Source organism: Methyloversatilis sp. XJ19-13, from assembly GCF_024580155.1.
In the GTDB taxonomy this organism is placed as follows: domain Bacteria; phylum Pseudomonadota; class Gammaproteobacteria; order Burkholderiales; family Rhodocyclaceae; genus Methyloversatilis.
Genome location: NZ_JANINH010000013.1, coordinates 104065 through 119706 on the forward strand (window position 1 = coordinate 104065; position 15642 = coordinate 119706).

A 15642-nucleotide genomic window follows, 5' to 3' on the forward strand; every position below is an offset into this window, starting at 1 on the left:
GCAGATCGCGTGAAGTTTCACGCCAACCCTGGATTATCGGTCAACCGTTTCACGATTCACATCGGCGCGCCGTCGCCCATCCGCCAGAGGGGTCAATCCAGCGTCTTCAGCGCCAGATCGTAGTTGTCGCGCAGTTCTTCCTCGTTGCCCGCTTCCATGCGCAGGTCGCGCACGAGGCCGTCCTTCAGGCCGTAGATCCAGCCGTGCACGCGCACTTCCTGGCCGCGCGCCCAGGCGTCGCGGATCACCGTCGTTTTACAGACGTTCACCGCCTGCTCGATCACGTTCAGCTCGCACAGGCGGTTTTCCTGCAGTTCGCCTTCGGCCACGGCGTCGAGCAGGGCGCGATGGCGGTTGCGCACGTCCTGCACATTGCGCAGCCAGTTGTCGATCAGGCCGAAGCGCATGTCGTGCAGCGCGGCGCGCACGCCGCCGCAGCCGTAGTGGCCAACCACCAGGATGTCCTTCACCTTCAGCACGTCGACCGCGTACTGCATGACCGACAGGCAGTTCAGGTCGGTCTGCACCACCAGATTGGCGACGTTGCGATGCACGAACACTTCGCCCGGGATCAGCCCGACGATCTGGTTCGCCGGCACGCGGCTGTCGGAACAGCCGATCCACAGGTATTCCGGGCTTTGCAGCGTGGCCAGATGTTCGAAGAACTTCGGATCATCGGCCTGCATCTTCGCCGCCCACCTGCGGTTGGCTTCGAATAATTGATCAGTTTTCTTCATGATGTGCGCTCCCGGGTATCAGCGAGAATTATATCGTCGGCCCTGAAGATGCAAGGGTTTGCGGGCCTGTGGCCGGCCTTCGGGGGGCGTTAGAAGCCGTTCGTGGCGCAGAGTGTCACGCGTTGTCGGCAGGCGTCGCATGCCGATGCGCTACCCGCACGCGCGCCCCGATCCCCGGGTGATGGTCTTCGTCGTTTCGATCGAACGTCGATTCAGTCGTGCATGCCGGCCAGCAGCATTTCGCGCCCGCCCAGTCCGGCCTTGTAGCGCCTGAGCAGCGGCGAATGCAGCGCATCGTGTCCGCCCAGATCCAGATGCGCGATGCCGCGCTCGCGCAGTTGATCAAGAGCTGACCAAAGCAGCGCAGTATTCGCGTTCAGACGACGACCGGCGTCGCTGTTCCATGCGATCTGGTAGGTGGCGGTCATGCCGTGGCACAACAGCGCAATCATCGAACACGGCGCCTCGCTGCCGGCTTCGCGTGCCTCGCCGATCAGCAGCTGGCCGGCCTTGGCGTAATCGACCAGCAACCGCTGCAGTTCGGCCACCGTCGGACCGCGATAGCCCGCTGCCTCGCGCTGGGCCAGATGCCGGCGCAGCAGGTCAGCCGCGCGTGACCGCGCGGGCGGCCAGTGCACAACGAGCCGACCGTCAGCGATCGCGTCTTCGGTCTTGTCCAGCGCATGGCGCCAGCGCGGCAGCAGCCGTTGCCGACAGGCCGCCGGCTCATCCGCAGCCACGATGAAGGTGGCGTAGCCGGCCGCCGGTGTGTCGGTCAACGCCCGGCAGCCCGCGGCCCGCAGCAGCGCCATGCTGTGCGCGCTGGCAGGCAGTTCGGGAATGATGCGGCGGCGCCGTCCGATGCGTCGCGGCCAGATGCGCGAGAACGCGCGGAAGAAGTCTCCGGCGTGCGTGGCGCCATCGGCGTGCGGCAGCCACAGCGGCCCGCGGTCGAGCACGACGGCACCGAGCAGGCCCGACAGCGCATGCCGTTCCAGTACCTGCACCACGCCCAATTCGTCGTTGCCGTCACGAATCAGACCCCAGCGCGGCCGCAGTCCCTGGACGCGCGCCATGGCGCGTCCGTACAGATCATCCTGCAGCAGACTGGAAACCGGTATGCATTCGAAACGCCGGCGAAATCCGCCGTCATCGAGGTCGAAGTCGATCTGCACTGCCATGAAAAGTAAGGCTCACCCGGAAAAGCGCTCACTGTACCCACGGGCCCGGCCGGCGGCCACCTTGCGGCATGTCGACAATCACCGCGAAGGGTGAGCCCGTACGGTCAGGCGCGGCGGAATCAGGTGCGCGTCATGCGTCCGGACAGGTCGGGCGCTGAGCGCGCAGGGTGCGATCAAACACTTCGCCGTCGGTCTTTTCGATGAACCGGACGATGTGCTGCGCCGCCTGCCCGGCCTGATGGAACAGGGCCATGTGGTTGCCGGGCAACGTCGCGATTTCGGCATCCGGTCGAAGCGCGACGATGTCGTCCAGGTTGTGCGCAGGCACCACGGTGTCGGCGGCGGCAGCCAGGCACAGCAGCGGCATGCGCAGCGCGCCGAGGAGGGCGCGGGCGTCTTCGTGCATGACGGTGCGGATGCGCGCCGCCAGTTCGCGCGACGACACGTGGCGCCAGGTTTGTGCCTTGGCGATGCGGAACGGATCGGACGGCCGGCGCCCGAACCACACCGGCAGGCGGCGTGCGGTGCGCAGCGCACCGATCACCGCGGCGCTGGCGAACGGCGCCCATTTCGCACGCTGCGGCTGCGGCATCCGCACAAAGGTGGTGGACAGCACCATACCGCGCACCCGCGCCGCATCGCTCACGGCCAGACGCATAGCCAGTGGTCCGCCGAACGAACTGCCAAGCAGCCAGTAGGCGTCGAGATCGGCGGTCTGCGCCAGCGCGTGGCGCAGCAGGGTGTCGTAGTCCTGAGCGCCGGCGCGGGGATAGCCAATGACGCGCGGCGTGATCCACGCGGGCAGCGCGGCGATCAGCGGGCGCAGAAATGATGCGCCGCCATCGAGTCCGGGCAGCAGTACGAAAGTGACGTGGGTGCGCATCGCGAAAGCGTGGCGCGCACATGCGTCACCCCGGTAACGACAGGGTTACACGGACGTGTCGGCGCGCGGGCCGCATCGATCCGGCAGAACATTGCGCCCGCCATGTCTGCCGGAAAAGTGCGGTCCCGCCGATCAGCGTTTGTTCTTGCCGTGCGCCTTCGCCGGCTTTCCGCGCAGCGCCTGCAGTCGCGCCATCAGCGGGCGGTCCGGCACGCGCTCGCTGCGCACCGTGCCGGCGTGGATGCCGCCGGAGTTGCCGTCGAGCGTGATGGCGTCGCCTTCGTCGAAACGCTGCTCACCGATGTGCAGCCGGCGTTTGTCGAGGTCGATGCGCAGCGCGTCGCAGCCGACCAGACACACCTTGCCCAGCTGGCGCGCCACCACCGCGGCGTGCGAGGTGCGGGCCCCGTTGCGCGTGAGCAGACCGGCCGCGTGTTCGAGCGCGCCGATGTCGGCAGTTTCCGCATCGCTGCGCACCAGGATGACGCGCGCACCGTCTTTCACGCGGGCGGCAACGCGCTCGCCGTCGAAGGCGATTTCGCCGCTGGCAATGCCGGCGCTCGCAGTCATGCCCCAGGCCAGCGGTTCGGCCGGTTCGCTGTGACCCTTGAATACCAGCCGCATCGTGTGCAGGTCGCCGTCGTCCAGTGCGGCGGTGCGATGGCGTGCGGTATCGGCGTCGATCACGCCTTCGTCCAGCAAGTCCAGCGCGATGCGCGCGGCGGCGCGCGGCGTGCGCTTGCCGGTGCGCGACTGCAGCAGGTGGAGCACGCCATCCTGCACCGTGAATTCGAAATCCTGCATGTCGCCGAACAGCGATTCCAGCGCACCGGCGGCATGCTGCAGATCGGCCCAGGCGGCTGGCAGTCGCTGTTCCAGCGCCTCGTGTCCGTGCGCGCTGCGCCGACCCGACACCACGTCCTCGCCTTGCGCATTGGACAGGAAATCCACCCACAGCCCCGGTTCGCCGGTGGCCGGGTTGCGCGTGAAGCCGACGCCCGCACCCGAGCCGTGGCCACAGTTGCCGAATACCATGGCCTGTACGGTCACCGCGGTGCCCATGTCGGCGGCGATACCGTTGAGCCGGCGATAGGTCGCGGCCTTGTCGGCATTCCACGATGCGAACACCGCGCGTACTGCTTCTGCCAGCTGGTCGCCCGGATCCTGCGGGAAAGGCTTGCCGGCACCCTCGGCATACAGATCGAGGAAGCGGCGCGTCAGTTCGCGCAGTTCGCCGAAATCGAGGCTGCGTTCGTCGCGCCCCTGTGCCATCCGCTCCAGCTCGCTCTCGAACAGCGCTGCCGGCAGGCCGGCCACCACTTCGCCATAGCTCGCCACCAGCCGGCGGTAGGCGTCCCACACCAGACGCGGGTTGCCGGTCTGGCGCAGGAACCCGGACAGCGTGCGGTCTGAGAGGCCGATGTTGAGCAGCGTTTCCATCATGCCCGGCATGGACACCGCGGCACCCGAGCGCACCGACACGATGAGCGGGTTGGCGGCGTGGCCGAGACGGCGGCCGACCGCCTGCTCGAGCGCTGGCAGGCCGCTGGCGAACGCGTGTTCGATGCCGGTGTCGGGGTGGTCGGTCCAGTGCGTGCCGAGCACGAAGGCTGGAGGCACGCGCAGGCCGGCGCTGGCCATGCGCAGAAGATTCCACGCCTTGGACCCCATGGTGGCTGCGCTGGCGTCGTGCTGCTCCGCTTCGCCGCAGCCGATCAGGAAGCCATGATCTGAATGTGTTTTCATGTGGCGTCTCCGTTGCGCGAAAACACCAGACTGCGCAGCGAATAACCCGCGGCGAGCAGGGCGTCGGATGCCTTCTCCAGCGTTGCCGCGAGATCGCTGGCCAGCGAAAAGGTGGCCGGCGAGGCGTGCAGCGTGCGCACGATGGCGCGCCGCGCCTGGCGTGCCTGTTCGTCGCACAGGCGCTCGGCGCGCAGCATGCGCCACAGCGTCTGCAGGAAGCTTTCGCCCTCGCGTGCGTCACCGGCGCCGCCGACATGGCGCGCGATTTCGATCGCGCGCACCCAGTCCTGGATCGCGGCCGTGGTGGTGTCGCAGAGCAGGCGCAGTGCGTCGCGCACCTCAACGGGTACGCCATCGACCGGCGGCGCCTCCAGCATGGAATGGATGAACAGGCACTCTTCCAGCGCGTCGGCCACGTCGTCGGCCTGCGACAGCAGTGCCACCACCGCGGCCCAGCGCGCCTGGCGCTCGGCGCGCTGACGCGCCTCGGTGAGCAGGCGGTCGGCGCGCCGCTCCCAGTCCTTGGCGCGCAAGCTCAGCGCGGCGGCATCGCCCGCGCCGTCGAGCGCATCGCCCAGTGCCTGTGCCAGCGCGTGACACCAGGCGGCGTGTTCGGCGATCAGATCCAGTTCTATCGTGCGCCGGGCGAGCAGGCGCGCGAGCAGCAGGCGCGCCTCGTCGGCCACCTGATTGACCGGCTGGTGCGCCAGCAGCGCCTGGCTGGAGGTGCGCAGCAGCGCGGCCAGGTAGTCGCGCGCGGCGTCGCGGCCGAGCACCGCATCCAGACGGTCGCCGACGCGGAATACATCGGCCCCGGCGGCGCGCATCGCGCCGTAGACCAGTTCTTCGCCGCCAGCCAGCAGCCAGGCCATGTGGCCCCACTCCTCGCGTGCCGCCTGCCACAGCAGGTCGCGCGCGCCGGCCTTGTCGACGAAGATCTGCAGCCGGCGCCGGGCGCGGTTCCAGTCGATCACGAACACGATGCGCGAAGCCAGCCGCTCCAGCGCGTCGCACAGTGCGCGCGTGCCGCGTGCGCGCAGTTCGGCGCGGCCGAGCTGGTAGGGCTTGCCGGCGTTCAGGTCACTGCTGACGCGCGGCGCTGACACCGTCCATGCAAAACCGAGGTCGGCCAGCATGCGGCGAAAGAAGTCGAAGCGCCCGGCGTGCAGGTCGGAATAAGTGAGCGCGATGCGACCGGGCTCGACCTCGATCACCAGCACATGCACATCATTGGTGCCGATGTCGTTCTGGATCAGCAGCCGGCTGTGGTCGCGCGTCACCGCGGTGTCCAGGCCGGGGTGCGAAAACTTGAGCGGTGCGGTGCGCGCGATGCCGCGCATGAAGGCCTGGATCAGCGCCTTGTCCTCCGGCTTGATCTGCCAGGCGTGTGCGCCATCGATGTTTTCGGTTGCGATCTGCGCCGACAGTGCGTTGAGCCGGCGGTGCAGGTCCATCACCAGTAAGTGCAGGCTGTCGCCGCCGCGGCGGTCACCGTGGGTGAGCGCGCGCAGGCCGTCGCCGTCCAGACCTTCGCGCTCGGCCAGCGCACCGAGCCGGGCCAGCCAGTCGTCGCGCCGCTGCCTCAGCTCCGCGTCGACCGGCGTGCCGCCGTCGCACACCGGGCGCGCCATCAGCGTCAGATCTGTCTGCAGCAGTTCGGCCAGCAGGGCAATCTTCGGCAGCACCAGCGTGAGGTCGTCGAAGTAGGCGGTACTGACCAGTTCGCGCAGCCAGGTGGCGTCACGCAGGCCGGCCTGGCGCATGTCCGGTGCCCAGTCGGCGACCGGAGCTTCGCGGTCGGAGGCGTGCGCCGCTGCCGCCTGCAGCATGGTCAGGCTGAGCTTGAGCCGGTCATTGGCGGCCAGCGCCGCCTTGATGCGGGCCGGCATCAGCAGCGATTGCTGGCCGAGCGCCTCTACAGCAGATTCCTTGCGCATGCAGCGTACCGGTGAGGGTTCAAACCGTCCACTGTTGGCCACACGGATGGCGGATTGATGACAATCCGGCGCCGGCGCACGCGTTGCTTGATTCAGGTCAAGCCGGTGTGGCCGGCGCGGCGGTGTCAGGGGGTGGTGGTACGCGTCATCTGTTGTCCGTCCGTACCGGTGACGGTGGCGGTGGTACCACTTTCCGAGCGGTCGACGCTGCGTGTGCCGACCACTTCGCCGCTGCCGTTGGTGACCGTGCTGTTCACGTCGCCATCGCTCTGGCTGCGCTCGCGCGTGTAGCTGCGGCCGCCCGGACCGCTGGCAGTGGCGCTGGCATTGCCCTGTTCGTCGCGTGTCACGTTGCGGCCGGCGGTCCGGCCGTTCGGACCGGTCCACTCCGAGTTCATCGATCCTCTGGCGCGTTCGACCCGATGGCTGGCCTGTTTGCCGTTTGGCCCGGTGAAGACGGACTCGCGTGCCAGCGCCGGTTCTGCGACAAGGAGCGTGGTGGCGAGGGCAAGGGCGGAGGTGAGGGATACGGTCTTCATGTTCATGTCCTTTCGTGTGTGTCGGGGGGTGTTCAGATCAGGCCGGCGGCGATGCCGGGCAGCACGGCGCGCAGGGTGTCCATCTGCTCGACGCGTCGTTTCAGTTCCTCGCGCAACAGGGCCACCTGTTCCGGCGTCAACAGGGCGTACAGCGCCAGCCATTCGGCGCGCGCGGCCTGCCGCAGCGCCAGATCGGCGAGCACGGTATCGTCGCGCAGCACGGCCAGGGCGGCGAGGTCGGGTACCGCCTTCTCCAGTTCGTTCGTCGTGGCATCGAGCATGGCCTTGTGATTCGCGCGCAGTTGCGGCAGCACGTCCTGCGTCGCCGCCATGGCGCGGGCGAACTGCAGCTGTTGCGGCGGCGTGAGCTGCAGCGACTGCTGCAGATCGACCAGCGCCGCGCGTACCGGTCCGGGCAGATCGCCGCCGCGTGTTCCGGCGATGGCCGGCGGCAGCGCAATCAGGGTGCCGGCCAGCAGGGGGAGGAAAGATCGGATCATGGTGTGACTCCATCGTTGAGGGGACGAGCAGAGTCTGGCCGCGGCGGGCGCCGCAAAGCGTAAGCGGCAGGACGCGTTTCATTACCGGTTGTTGCAGCGGCGGGCGCCGGTAATGTGCGGTAAGAAAACCGGTCCTGCGACGTGGGAGACTGCAGGCTGGGGAGATGACTGCCATTGCTGTTTCCCTGCCATGATCCTGAAAACCTCCGCTGACCGCGTGAAATGTTGATGAAGGACAGTGCCCTTTCGACTTTCCTGCTTCACCCGGCCTTCACTGTCCGGGTGAGAGCGCTTCGCCGCCACGTGCGGCGGGGCGCCATCCTGCCGCATCCCCGCGCCTTGCCCGGCACCCCGCCAACCCTGCCCATGGCGCCGATCCACTGAGGTTATCAGGATGAATGCACGCCCACCCGTCATCTATGTGGTCGACGATGACTCCGAACTGCGCGCGATGACCGCCACTTATCTGGCCCGCAACGGCATGGAAGCGGTCGCGCTGCCGTCCGGCGACGAACTGTTGCGGCGGCTGCGTCGCGTCCGGCCCGACCTCATCGTGCTCGACCTGATGATGCCGGGCCTGAGCGGACTGGACGTGTGCCGCGCGCTGCGCGGCGAGAGCGACGATGTGCCGGTCATCATGCTGACCGCGCGTAACGAGGTGGTCGATCGCGTGATCGGTTTCGAGTTCGGCGCCGACGACTACCTCGGCAAGCCCTTCGATCCGCGCGAACTGCTGGCGCGCATACAGGCGGTACTCAAGCGTCGCCCGCCGCCCGCGCTGCCGGGAGACGGCGCACCGATGGCGCTGGGCCGCTGGATCTTCGTGCCGGCACGCCGCATGCTGCGCAGCGGCGACGACCTGCAGCCCCTGTCGGACGCCGAATTTGCGCTGCTCAACGCGCTGACCGGCCGCCCGGGCACGGCTCTGTCGCGCGACCGCTTGCTGGAAGCCATGCACGGCCGTGACACCGAAATGGACGAACGCTCGGTCGATGTCGCCATCCACCGGCTGCGCCGCCTGATCGAGCCGGTGCCGGAATCGCCGCGCTACATCCAGACGTTGCGCGGCCGCGGCTATGTCTTCGTACCGGACGACGCGCCGGCGCCCGGCTGAGGTGGCCGGCGCGATGTTCCGCCGGATGCTTCCGGCCTCGTTCGGCAGCCGGCTGGCGCTGGTGTTCGCGCTGCTGTTCGTGCTCGCCACCGCGTCGGCGCTGCTGCTGTGGCGGGCGCATCGCGGCGGTACGGTCGAGCACGCGGCGGCGGAACTGCTGGTCGGGCAGATAAGGCTGGCGCAGGCGCTGGCCGATTCCCACGGCGACGTGGCGCATCTGCGGACCGTGCTGGCCGGGCAGGGCACGCGCCTGCTCAGCGGATCCGACATCCCGTCGCCGGCACGGCTGAATACGCCGCTGCTGCAGCGGCTGGAAGCGGCAATGAGCGCCTCGCTCGGCGCGCCCGTCAATCTGACGCTGCGGGCGTTGCCGCCGCGCGAACTGGTGGTGTCCTTCGTCTGGCGCGATACGCCGCTGGCGCTCGCGCTGCCGCTGAACGACTGGGAACCGGCGCTGCCTGCGCCGGCGCTGGGCTGGTTGCTGCTGCTGTTCGGCGTGACACCGCTGGCGGCCGTGCTTGCCTTCATGCTGCTGCAAAGGCCGCTGCGCGCGGTCGTGCGCGGCATCGGCGAACAGGGGGGGCGGCCGCTGCGGGTGGCCGTGCCGCGCCACGCCGATGAAGACGTGGTGCGGCTGGTGCAGGCCTATAACAGCATGGTCGACCAGCTGGCGGCGCGCGACCGCGAGCGCGAACAGATGCTGGCCGGCGTGTCGCACGACATCCGTGCGCCGCTGGCGAGGCTGCGCATGCGGGCGTCGCTGAGTGAAGAAGCCGAACTGGCCGACGGCATCATCCGCGATGTCGCGTCGCTCGACCGCATCACCCGGCAGTTCATCGATTTCGCACGCGTTGGTGGCCGGGGCGACGGGCCGCCCGGCCTGTGCGGCGATCTGCCCGCCGTGCTGCGGAGGGCGATCGAACAGGCCGGCGCCGGTCACGGCATCTCGCTGTGCGCGCCGGACGGGGTGCCCGCCGTGCGCGGCGACGCGGCCGACGTCGAGCGCATCGTCGGCAACCTGATCGACAACGCCATCGAATACGGTCGGCCGCCGATCGTGGTGACCGTGGAGATGGCCGGCGACAGTGTCCGGCTGTGGGTGAGCGATGGGGGCGAGGGCTTGGGCGCCAATGCGCTGCGCCGCGCCTGCCAGCCTTTCGTGCGCCTGGATCCGGCGCGCGGCGGCAGCGGTCATTGCGGGCTGGGCCTGTCCATCGTGTCCGGGCTGGCGACCGGTATGGGTGGGCGGGTGGAGGTGGGGCGCGATCCGTGCGGCCGCTTCCGGATCGGCGTCATCCTGCAGCAGGCGCGCCACGTTTGATTTATAGAAACATTTATTGTTTGAATGAAAACATGGTGGTGCTATCCTGAAGTCACGATCCCCTCCGACAGGAGCCGCCCATGGGCGCCGTTGCAGACAAGGGTGTCAGCGCTTCCGAAGACCGCGGCGCGCTGGCCCGCATGGTCATGACCTTGCTTGATCACTGGAAACTATCCACCGAAGACCAGGCCGCGCTGCTGGGCATTGCCGCCAGCAATCGCGCCGCGCTGGCGCGCTACCGGCGCGGCGAGCCGATCGGCACCAGCCGCGACCAGTACGAGCGGGTCGGTCATCTGCTGGGCATCCACAAGAATCTTCGACTGCTGTTTCCGCAGAACCGCGACCTCGTCTATCGCTGGATCAGCACCCGCAACCGCGCCTTTGACAATCTGAGTCCGGTCGAGGTGATCCGGGAATGGGGCTTCGCCGGTCTGCTGATGGTGCGTGCCTATCTCGACCGGGCACGCGGTCAGTGACGCTGTCGTTGAGTTTCGGGGACCTGTTCGCCCGCCTCGCGCTGGCCGAGGTGCAGCGCGACGTGTTCCGCAACATCGTGTCGCTGCGCACCTCGCAGGATCTGTTCGACGACCTCACCGACGACCCGGCCGAATGGGCGCTGGCGCAGAAGGTCGAAGGCGACGCCAAGCCGCCGCCCTATCGCTCGGCCACGCCGGTGCTGCACCGCCCGTTCGAGGATGCCGAGTGGTTCAACGCCATCGCCTGGCCGTTCCAGCACTGGCAGGCCAGCCGCTATTCCGACGGGCGCCATGGCGTGTGGTACGGCTCGGAGTCGGTCGACACGACGGTGTACGAATCGGCCTGGCACTGGCGCCAGGGTTTGCTGGCCGATGCCGGCTTCGAGCGCGAATCGGTGGTGGCCGAGCGCAAGGTGTATGTCGTGGGCTGTGCCGCCGCACTGCTCGATTTCCGGCCGCTCACCGGCGACTGGCCGGCGCTGCTGCATCCGGCCGATTACAGCTTTCCGCAGTCGGTCGGCGCGCGCATCCACCGCGAAGGTCATCCGGGCCTGCTGGTGCAGTCGGTGCGCCGGCCCGAGGGCGAGAACTTCGCCGTATTCAATCCGGCCGTGCTGTCGGCCCCGCGCCATCACCTGCAACTCAGCTACCGGCTCGACGGCGACTGCATCGTCGTCGAAAAGACGCCGGGCCTGGCGTGGTTCGGCATTGAAGCGGGAGAGTTCGGGCGGCGTGCCTGAGGGCTGAGGGAAGGCCTGCCTCTGCCGGGATGTGCGACGACGGCCATGGACGGGAAGGGCGGAACAATGCAGGTCATTCGCGCGCGCTGTGAAATCGGGCTCAAGCCCGAGAAGTCGGCGCCGGCCGTGCCGAATTCATGGAGGGCGCAAGCCATGTGTGCAAACTACACCCCCGCCCGTCAAGCCGCGTGGGACCGTGCGATCAAGGCCGTCTACCCGTTGGGCGAATTCAATCCCGAAGCCTTTCCGGGTCATGTCGCGCCGATCCGCACCAACGAGCCGCGCGACGACGGTGTGCTGGCCACCTTCGGCCTGCTGCCGCACTGGGCCAGGCCCGAACTGGTGCGCAGCACCTACAACGCGCGCAGCGAAACGGCCGCCAGCAAACCAAGCTTCCGCAACGCGTGGAAAAAGGGGCAGTTCTGCATCATCCCGGCCGACGGCATCTTCGAGCCCTGCTACGACAGCGGCCGCGCAGTGCGCTGGCGCATCACCCACCGCGACGGCGCGCCGTTGGGCATCGCCGGGCTGTGGGAATCGCGTCCGGTCGGCGACAGCGTGCAGTACTCGTTTTCGATGCTGACAATCAGCGCCGCCGGTCACCCCATCATGCAGCACATGCACAAGCCCGAAGACGAAAAGCGCATGGTCGTCATCCTGGATCCTGACGACTACGCCGACTGGCTCGCCACGCCGCCCGAGCGCGCGCTCGGCTGGATGCGCCAGTACCCGGCCGAGTGGCTGTCGGCCGAGCCGGCGCCGCGCGGCGGGGCGGCGCAACTGTCGCTGATCTGAAAGGCTGGCAAGCCCGCAGCGAAGTCTGACGCGCCCCGCATCTCTTCCCGCGTCCATCGCACCTGAATGCCGTCTGCTTGATCCTCGTCAACGTCGCGGCCCGTCGGCGGCACGCTTCCTGCGGTTCGAGGGTTCCACCCCTCAAACAGGAGTACTCACGTGGCAAACGTTACATTCACCTCGCCGGCCATGCCGCGCGACATCACCGTCTATGCCGTCGCGGGCGACCGCGGCACGCTGCTCGGCCTCGCCAAGGCGCACAAGATTCCCATTCCGTTCGACTGTCAGGACGGCGACTGCGCGTCCTGCATCGTCGAAGTCAGCCACGTCGACAGGCGCGTGCGCTATGGCGTTGCGCTGACCGAGAAGGAAAAGGAAGTGCTGCGCCAGATGGGCAAGATCAGCAAGGAAGAAATCATGGACGCCGAAGTTAACGACATGCCGCCGCAGCATCGGCTGGCCTGCCAGTGCTTCGTCCGCAACGAAGACATCATTGTGTCGTTTGAAGGAGATACGACGATTCCCGGCAAGGGCCCGGCGCTCTCGATTGCCGCCGCCATCTACAAGGGCGGTGTGCAGATCCGCTCGCTGGACGAGTTCCTGAGCTATTCGGTGAAGGTCGAAGAGGATGCGGCGGTGCACTACGACCAGCTCGCCGAATCGATGGCCGCCTGTGGCAACGCCGACGTCGCCTCGCTGTTCACCCAGCTGGCCAGGTACTCGCGCATGCATCTCGAAGAAGCCAAGGCGAAGTGCGCCCGCTACGACGTCACCGTGCAACTGCCCGCCAGCTCGTCCTGGCCGGACAACTCGTCGCCGGAAATGACCGCACTGTGGGCCGGCGACCCCTCACTGACACGTCTGGACGGGCTGAAGGCCGCGCTGCAGGGCGAACGTCGCGGCTTCGAGTTCTACTACGCCGTCGCGAACACCACCGAAGACCCGGAGATCCGCAAGGTGGCCAAGGAGTTCGTGCGCGAAGAAACCGAGCACGTCGAAACGCTCAAGCTGTGGATCGAAAAGGAAGAAGCCGCGATGCGCGCCAAGGTCAGATAAGCTGCGTCGACATGCCGCGCACCCGAAATGGGGCGCTCCGGCACGGGCCGGGGCGCCCCATTTTTCATGGCGCAGGGCGTCGCCTGCCGCGCCGCCGCCCGCCCGTCAATTGCCACCGTCGCCCTTGTGCGCCAGCCGACAGACAGTCGGTCTGACTGCGCGCAGCATGTTCGCAGCGTCTCATCGACGCGATGAACTGCGCCCATCAGGCAATGACCTCACGATGCCGCGGGATACAGGTCAGGCGATGTTCGTTGTCCGGCACCTTGCGGTGCTTCATGGATGACACGCGCGGCCGGTGAGGAAGTCCATCAACCAGTGAAGGAAACAGGCGATGACAGACCCACGCGATATTGCGCACGACAAGAAGGTGCGCCAGGAAAAGAAGAAACACGGCGAAGACATCGCCCCCGACGCCGACAAGACGCCGCAGCCGGGGAAAAAGACGCACAAGGTGCATCACCACTCGGACACGCCGAAGGAGTCGGACGAGGCGGCACCTGTGCCGACGGGGGAGAAGTCGCTGGAGTGACAGGCGCGGAACAGAAGGAAACTGGGAACGGAAGCGGATTGGAGACGCCGTTGCGGTTGCTTCATTCTGCCGTATGACGCGTTCGACACTGCTGGCTTGTTTCAAGATCGCGCTCGCGTCTGGCCAGCTCCTTCGACTTGATTTCCGTTCTCGCGAAGACATGGCCATCCGGCCAGGTCAGCCCGACTTCAACTGCTCGCGTCTTCAGGGCCGCGACATCCGTGACGCGTTCATACGACCAGACGCGCCAGCGAGGTACGGATAGCGACCACCAGAGCCAGGCCACTGCAAACCCGCCCGCGAATACGAATGGGCTCATCCAACTGTATGCGCGGGAGATCGCCCCGTGTTCCACGAACTGCGCAAACAGCCAGATCGGTCCGATCATCAAGGAGAAGACGGGGGCATTGACTGCAAGCAGACCTACCAGGATCGCTCGTCCGACTGAAATTGTGGGTCTCATGACGCCCTACGCGTGAGATCAGGAACGCACGACATTGCCTCTGCGCGTCCGCCGGACTGATCGGTCAGGCTGCCCTCACGTGATCAGCTTTACGCACCATGACAACATCACCGATATCACCAGCAGAATCCAGGGCAGCCGACGCGAAAAATGACTTTCGCCTGCCAGCCGTGAAAACCGGAAAGCAATCGCGATGAACGAACTGCCGAAGGCTAGCAAGGAAAAGCCGGCGACTCGCGCAGCTTTTCCCTGAAGCGGTGAAGATCCGAAAAAAAACTGTCCGAATTCGGGACCACTCAAGGGATCAAGTTGCGCACTCGCAATCGCGCTGACGCCAAACCAGAACAGAAAACCCGCGAATGGCAAAACAACAAGAATGAGCAACAAAGTGTGCAGCCACGTGGGCAACTCTTCATCCGATGGAAATAGTGACGGCATCTTTCGGGCGCCTGAAGTTCGAGCTGGTCGACGTTGGATGACCTGAATAGTTGTGCGCAAGCGGAATCAGGCGCAGTGCCGACGCCTTCGAAACTGCGCGTACGCTGCATGGAGAGAATGCACTTTCGATGAAGGAAGAAGACAGGGTCATCAGATGAATCACAAATAAACCGTGGGCTGTCTTCTTTTTCCTACGTTCGAGTTAGACCGCGTTACGAGGTTGTCCCGGGCGTTTCCAAAAAGGTGCAATTATCCTTCCGCGCTTTACCGCCATGACCAACATCACGATTCCGGTGGTTGTGCACAGGAGCAGCGCAAGTACGGACGATTCCACACCGAAGTTGCCTCCCGTCAGCCAATCGGGACCGTTCATGGTGGACCTGATCAAGCCTTGCTGTGCCTCGTTGCCGGAGACAATGCCCGAAAAAATGGCCGACTGCGTGTAGTTCCATGCCATGTGGAAGCCGATGCTCAACCAAAGCCGGCGCGTCAGCATGTAGGCCGCAGCCAGCAAGATGCCGGCTTCGACGGCGATGAACAGCGCGCCCTCAAGTGTGCCTTGCGGGTTCAACAGGTGGCTCAAGCCGAACACGAGCGAAGACACCACAAGTGCTGCCCAACTGCCAAACCACTGTTCCACCGAGCCGTACAGCACGCCGCGGAACAACAGTTCCTCGTAGACGCTGGAGCTCAACGCCATGGCAATCGCTGGCACCATGTAGCTCAGCGGGTTCAAGCCAACGATGCGGTAGATGCCCAGAGCCATGAGGATCACTTCGCAGGCGGCGTACAAGCCGGCGCCGATGAGCAAGCCGATGCCGAGTTCCCGGCCCATACGCCGCAAGGCGAGTTCCGATACGGTACGCTGCTCGATGAGTAGTGCATAACCCACATAGACCGCGAAGCCGGAAATGGCCAACGCGATGATGTGCAGAACGGCTTTGATGGGCTCTCCGGCGTAGCTGGTCATCGCATCAGTGTTCAGGCTCATCATCAGTACCAGGATGAAACCGAGCAACAGTACGCGCGCTGGCGGTGACCTGAGGATGCGAAGTGCGAGTTTGGGCTCTGCGCTCATCGGGTAAGCGTCCGACCGACACCGTGTTGACGGTCAGAGTTTGATCTTTGCGAGTCGTCGATCGACTTCGGCGATGTCGAAGGCAGCGGGGTCGAAGGTTGAGCCG

General features: G+C 66.6%; 17 protein-coding genes. 7 read left to right on the forward strand and 10 right to left on the reverse strand.

The genetic code is table 11. From position 1 onward, the window contains the following. Nucleotides 1–92: 92 nt before the first annotated feature. From can to NMQ14_RS15635, 7 genes are all read right to left on the reverse strand, one after another. Nucleotides 93–737, reverse strand: a complete 645-nt coding sequence (gene can, locus NMQ14_RS15605) for a carbonate dehydratase (RefSeq protein WP_257097581.1) — start codon at nucleotides 735–737, stop codon at nucleotides 93–95. Between the two features lie 212 nt (nucleotides 738–949). After that, entirely contained in the window at nucleotides 950–1918 is a 969-nt protein-coding gene (locus tag NMQ14_RS15610; protein WP_257097583.1) for a GNAT family N-acetyltransferase, read from the reverse strand. Between the two features lie 130 nt (nucleotides 1919–2048). Beyond that, complete coding sequence (locus NMQ14_RS15615) at nucleotides 2049–2801, reverse strand: alpha/beta fold hydrolase (RefSeq protein ID WP_257097585.1); 753 nt, start codon at nucleotides 2799–2801, stop codon at nucleotides 2049–2051. A gap of 132 nt (nucleotides 2802–2933) precedes the next feature. Beyond that, a complete protein-coding gene (locus NMQ14_RS15620) occupies nucleotides 2934–4547 on the reverse strand; it encodes a PEP/pyruvate-binding domain-containing protein (protein ID WP_257097587.1) in 1614 nt (537 codons plus the stop codon). Further along, the gene (locus NMQ14_RS15625; RefSeq protein WP_257097589.1) at nucleotides 4544–6484 is read right to left on the reverse strand and encodes a hypothetical protein; all 1941 of its coding nucleotides are present in this window, start codon (nucleotides 6482–6484) and stop codon (nucleotides 4544–4546) included. The genes NMQ14_RS15620 and NMQ14_RS15625 overlap by 4 nt, the downstream gene beginning before the upstream one ends. Nucleotides 6485–6609: 125 nt before the next feature. Next, nucleotides 6610–7023: a hypothetical protein gene (locus NMQ14_RS15630; protein WP_257097590.1), complete on the reverse strand. Its 414-nt coding sequence runs from the start codon at nucleotides 7021–7023 to the stop codon at nucleotides 6610–6612. 32 nt (nucleotides 7024–7055) lie between these two features. Next, the gene (locus tag NMQ14_RS15635; protein WP_257097592.1) at nucleotides 7056–7523 is read right to left on the reverse strand and encodes a Spy/CpxP family protein refolding chaperone; all 468 of its coding nucleotides are present in this window, start codon (nucleotides 7521–7523) and stop codon (nucleotides 7056–7058) included. A gap of 394 nt (nucleotides 7524–7917) precedes the next feature. On the opposite strand from NMQ14_RS15635, the gene NMQ14_RS15640 reads away from it, so the two are divergent. The 7 genes from NMQ14_RS15640 (at nucleotide 7918) to NMQ14_RS15670 (ending at nucleotide 13557) form a co-directional block, all read left to right on the forward strand. After that, on the forward strand, nucleotides 7918–8637 hold the full coding sequence (locus NMQ14_RS15640; RefSeq protein ID WP_257097594.1) for a response regulator: 720 nt from the start codon (nucleotides 7918–7920) through the stop codon (nucleotides 8635–8637). A gap of 13 nt (nucleotides 8638–8650) precedes the next feature. Beyond that, nucleotides 8651–9958, forward strand: coding sequence for a HAMP domain-containing sensor histidine kinase (locus NMQ14_RS15645; RefSeq protein ID WP_257097596.1), 1308 nt, complete (start codon nucleotides 8651–8653; stop codon nucleotides 9956–9958). An 80-nt stretch (nucleotides 9959–10038) separates the two neighbouring features. Then, complete coding sequence (locus tag NMQ14_RS15650; protein ID WP_257081542.1) at nucleotides 10039–10434, forward strand: MbcA/ParS/Xre antitoxin family protein; 396 nt, start codon at nucleotides 10039–10041, stop codon at nucleotides 10432–10434. A gap of 8 nt (nucleotides 10435–10442) precedes the next feature. Then, nucleotides 10443–11174, forward strand: coding sequence for an RES family NAD+ phosphorylase (locus NMQ14_RS15655; protein WP_257097598.1), 732 nt, complete (start codon nucleotides 10443–10445; stop codon nucleotides 11172–11174). Between the two features lie 153 nt (nucleotides 11175–11327). After that, on the forward strand, nucleotides 11328–11969 hold the full coding sequence (locus tag NMQ14_RS15660; protein ID WP_257097600.1) for an SOS response-associated peptidase: 642 nt from the start codon (nucleotides 11328–11330) through the stop codon (nucleotides 11967–11969). A gap of 159 nt (nucleotides 11970–12128) precedes the next feature. Further along, nucleotides 12129–13025 (forward strand): 2Fe-2S iron-sulfur cluster-binding protein, encoded by an 897-nt coding sequence (locus NMQ14_RS15665; RefSeq protein ID WP_257097602.1) that lies wholly within the window; start codon nucleotides 12129–12131, stop codon nucleotides 13023–13025. Between the two features lie 334 nt (nucleotides 13026–13359). Further along, a complete protein-coding gene (locus NMQ14_RS15670) occupies nucleotides 13360–13557 on the forward strand; it encodes a hypothetical protein (protein WP_257097603.1) in 198 nt (65 codons plus the stop codon). Nucleotides 13558–13618: 61 nt separating this feature from the next. Here the strand turns inward: NMQ14_RS15670 and NMQ14_RS15675 are convergent, their stop codons facing one another. From NMQ14_RS15675 to NMQ14_RS15685, 3 genes are all read right to left on the reverse strand, one after another. After that, nucleotides 13619–14020: a hypothetical protein gene (locus NMQ14_RS15675; RefSeq protein ID WP_257097605.1), complete on the reverse strand. Its 402-nt coding sequence runs from the start codon at nucleotides 14018–14020 to the stop codon at nucleotides 13619–13621. A gap of 75 nt (nucleotides 14021–14095) precedes the next feature. After that, nucleotides 14096–14458: a hypothetical protein gene (locus NMQ14_RS15680; protein ID WP_257081549.1), complete on the reverse strand. Its 363-nt coding sequence runs from the start codon at nucleotides 14456–14458 to the stop codon at nucleotides 14096–14098. Between the two features lie 202 nt (nucleotides 14459–14660). Beyond that, nucleotides 14661–15536, reverse strand: coding sequence for a CPBP family intramembrane glutamic endopeptidase (locus NMQ14_RS15685; protein WP_257097607.1), 876 nt, complete (start codon nucleotides 15534–15536; stop codon nucleotides 14661–14663). Nucleotides 15537–15642 lie beyond the last annotated feature (106 nt).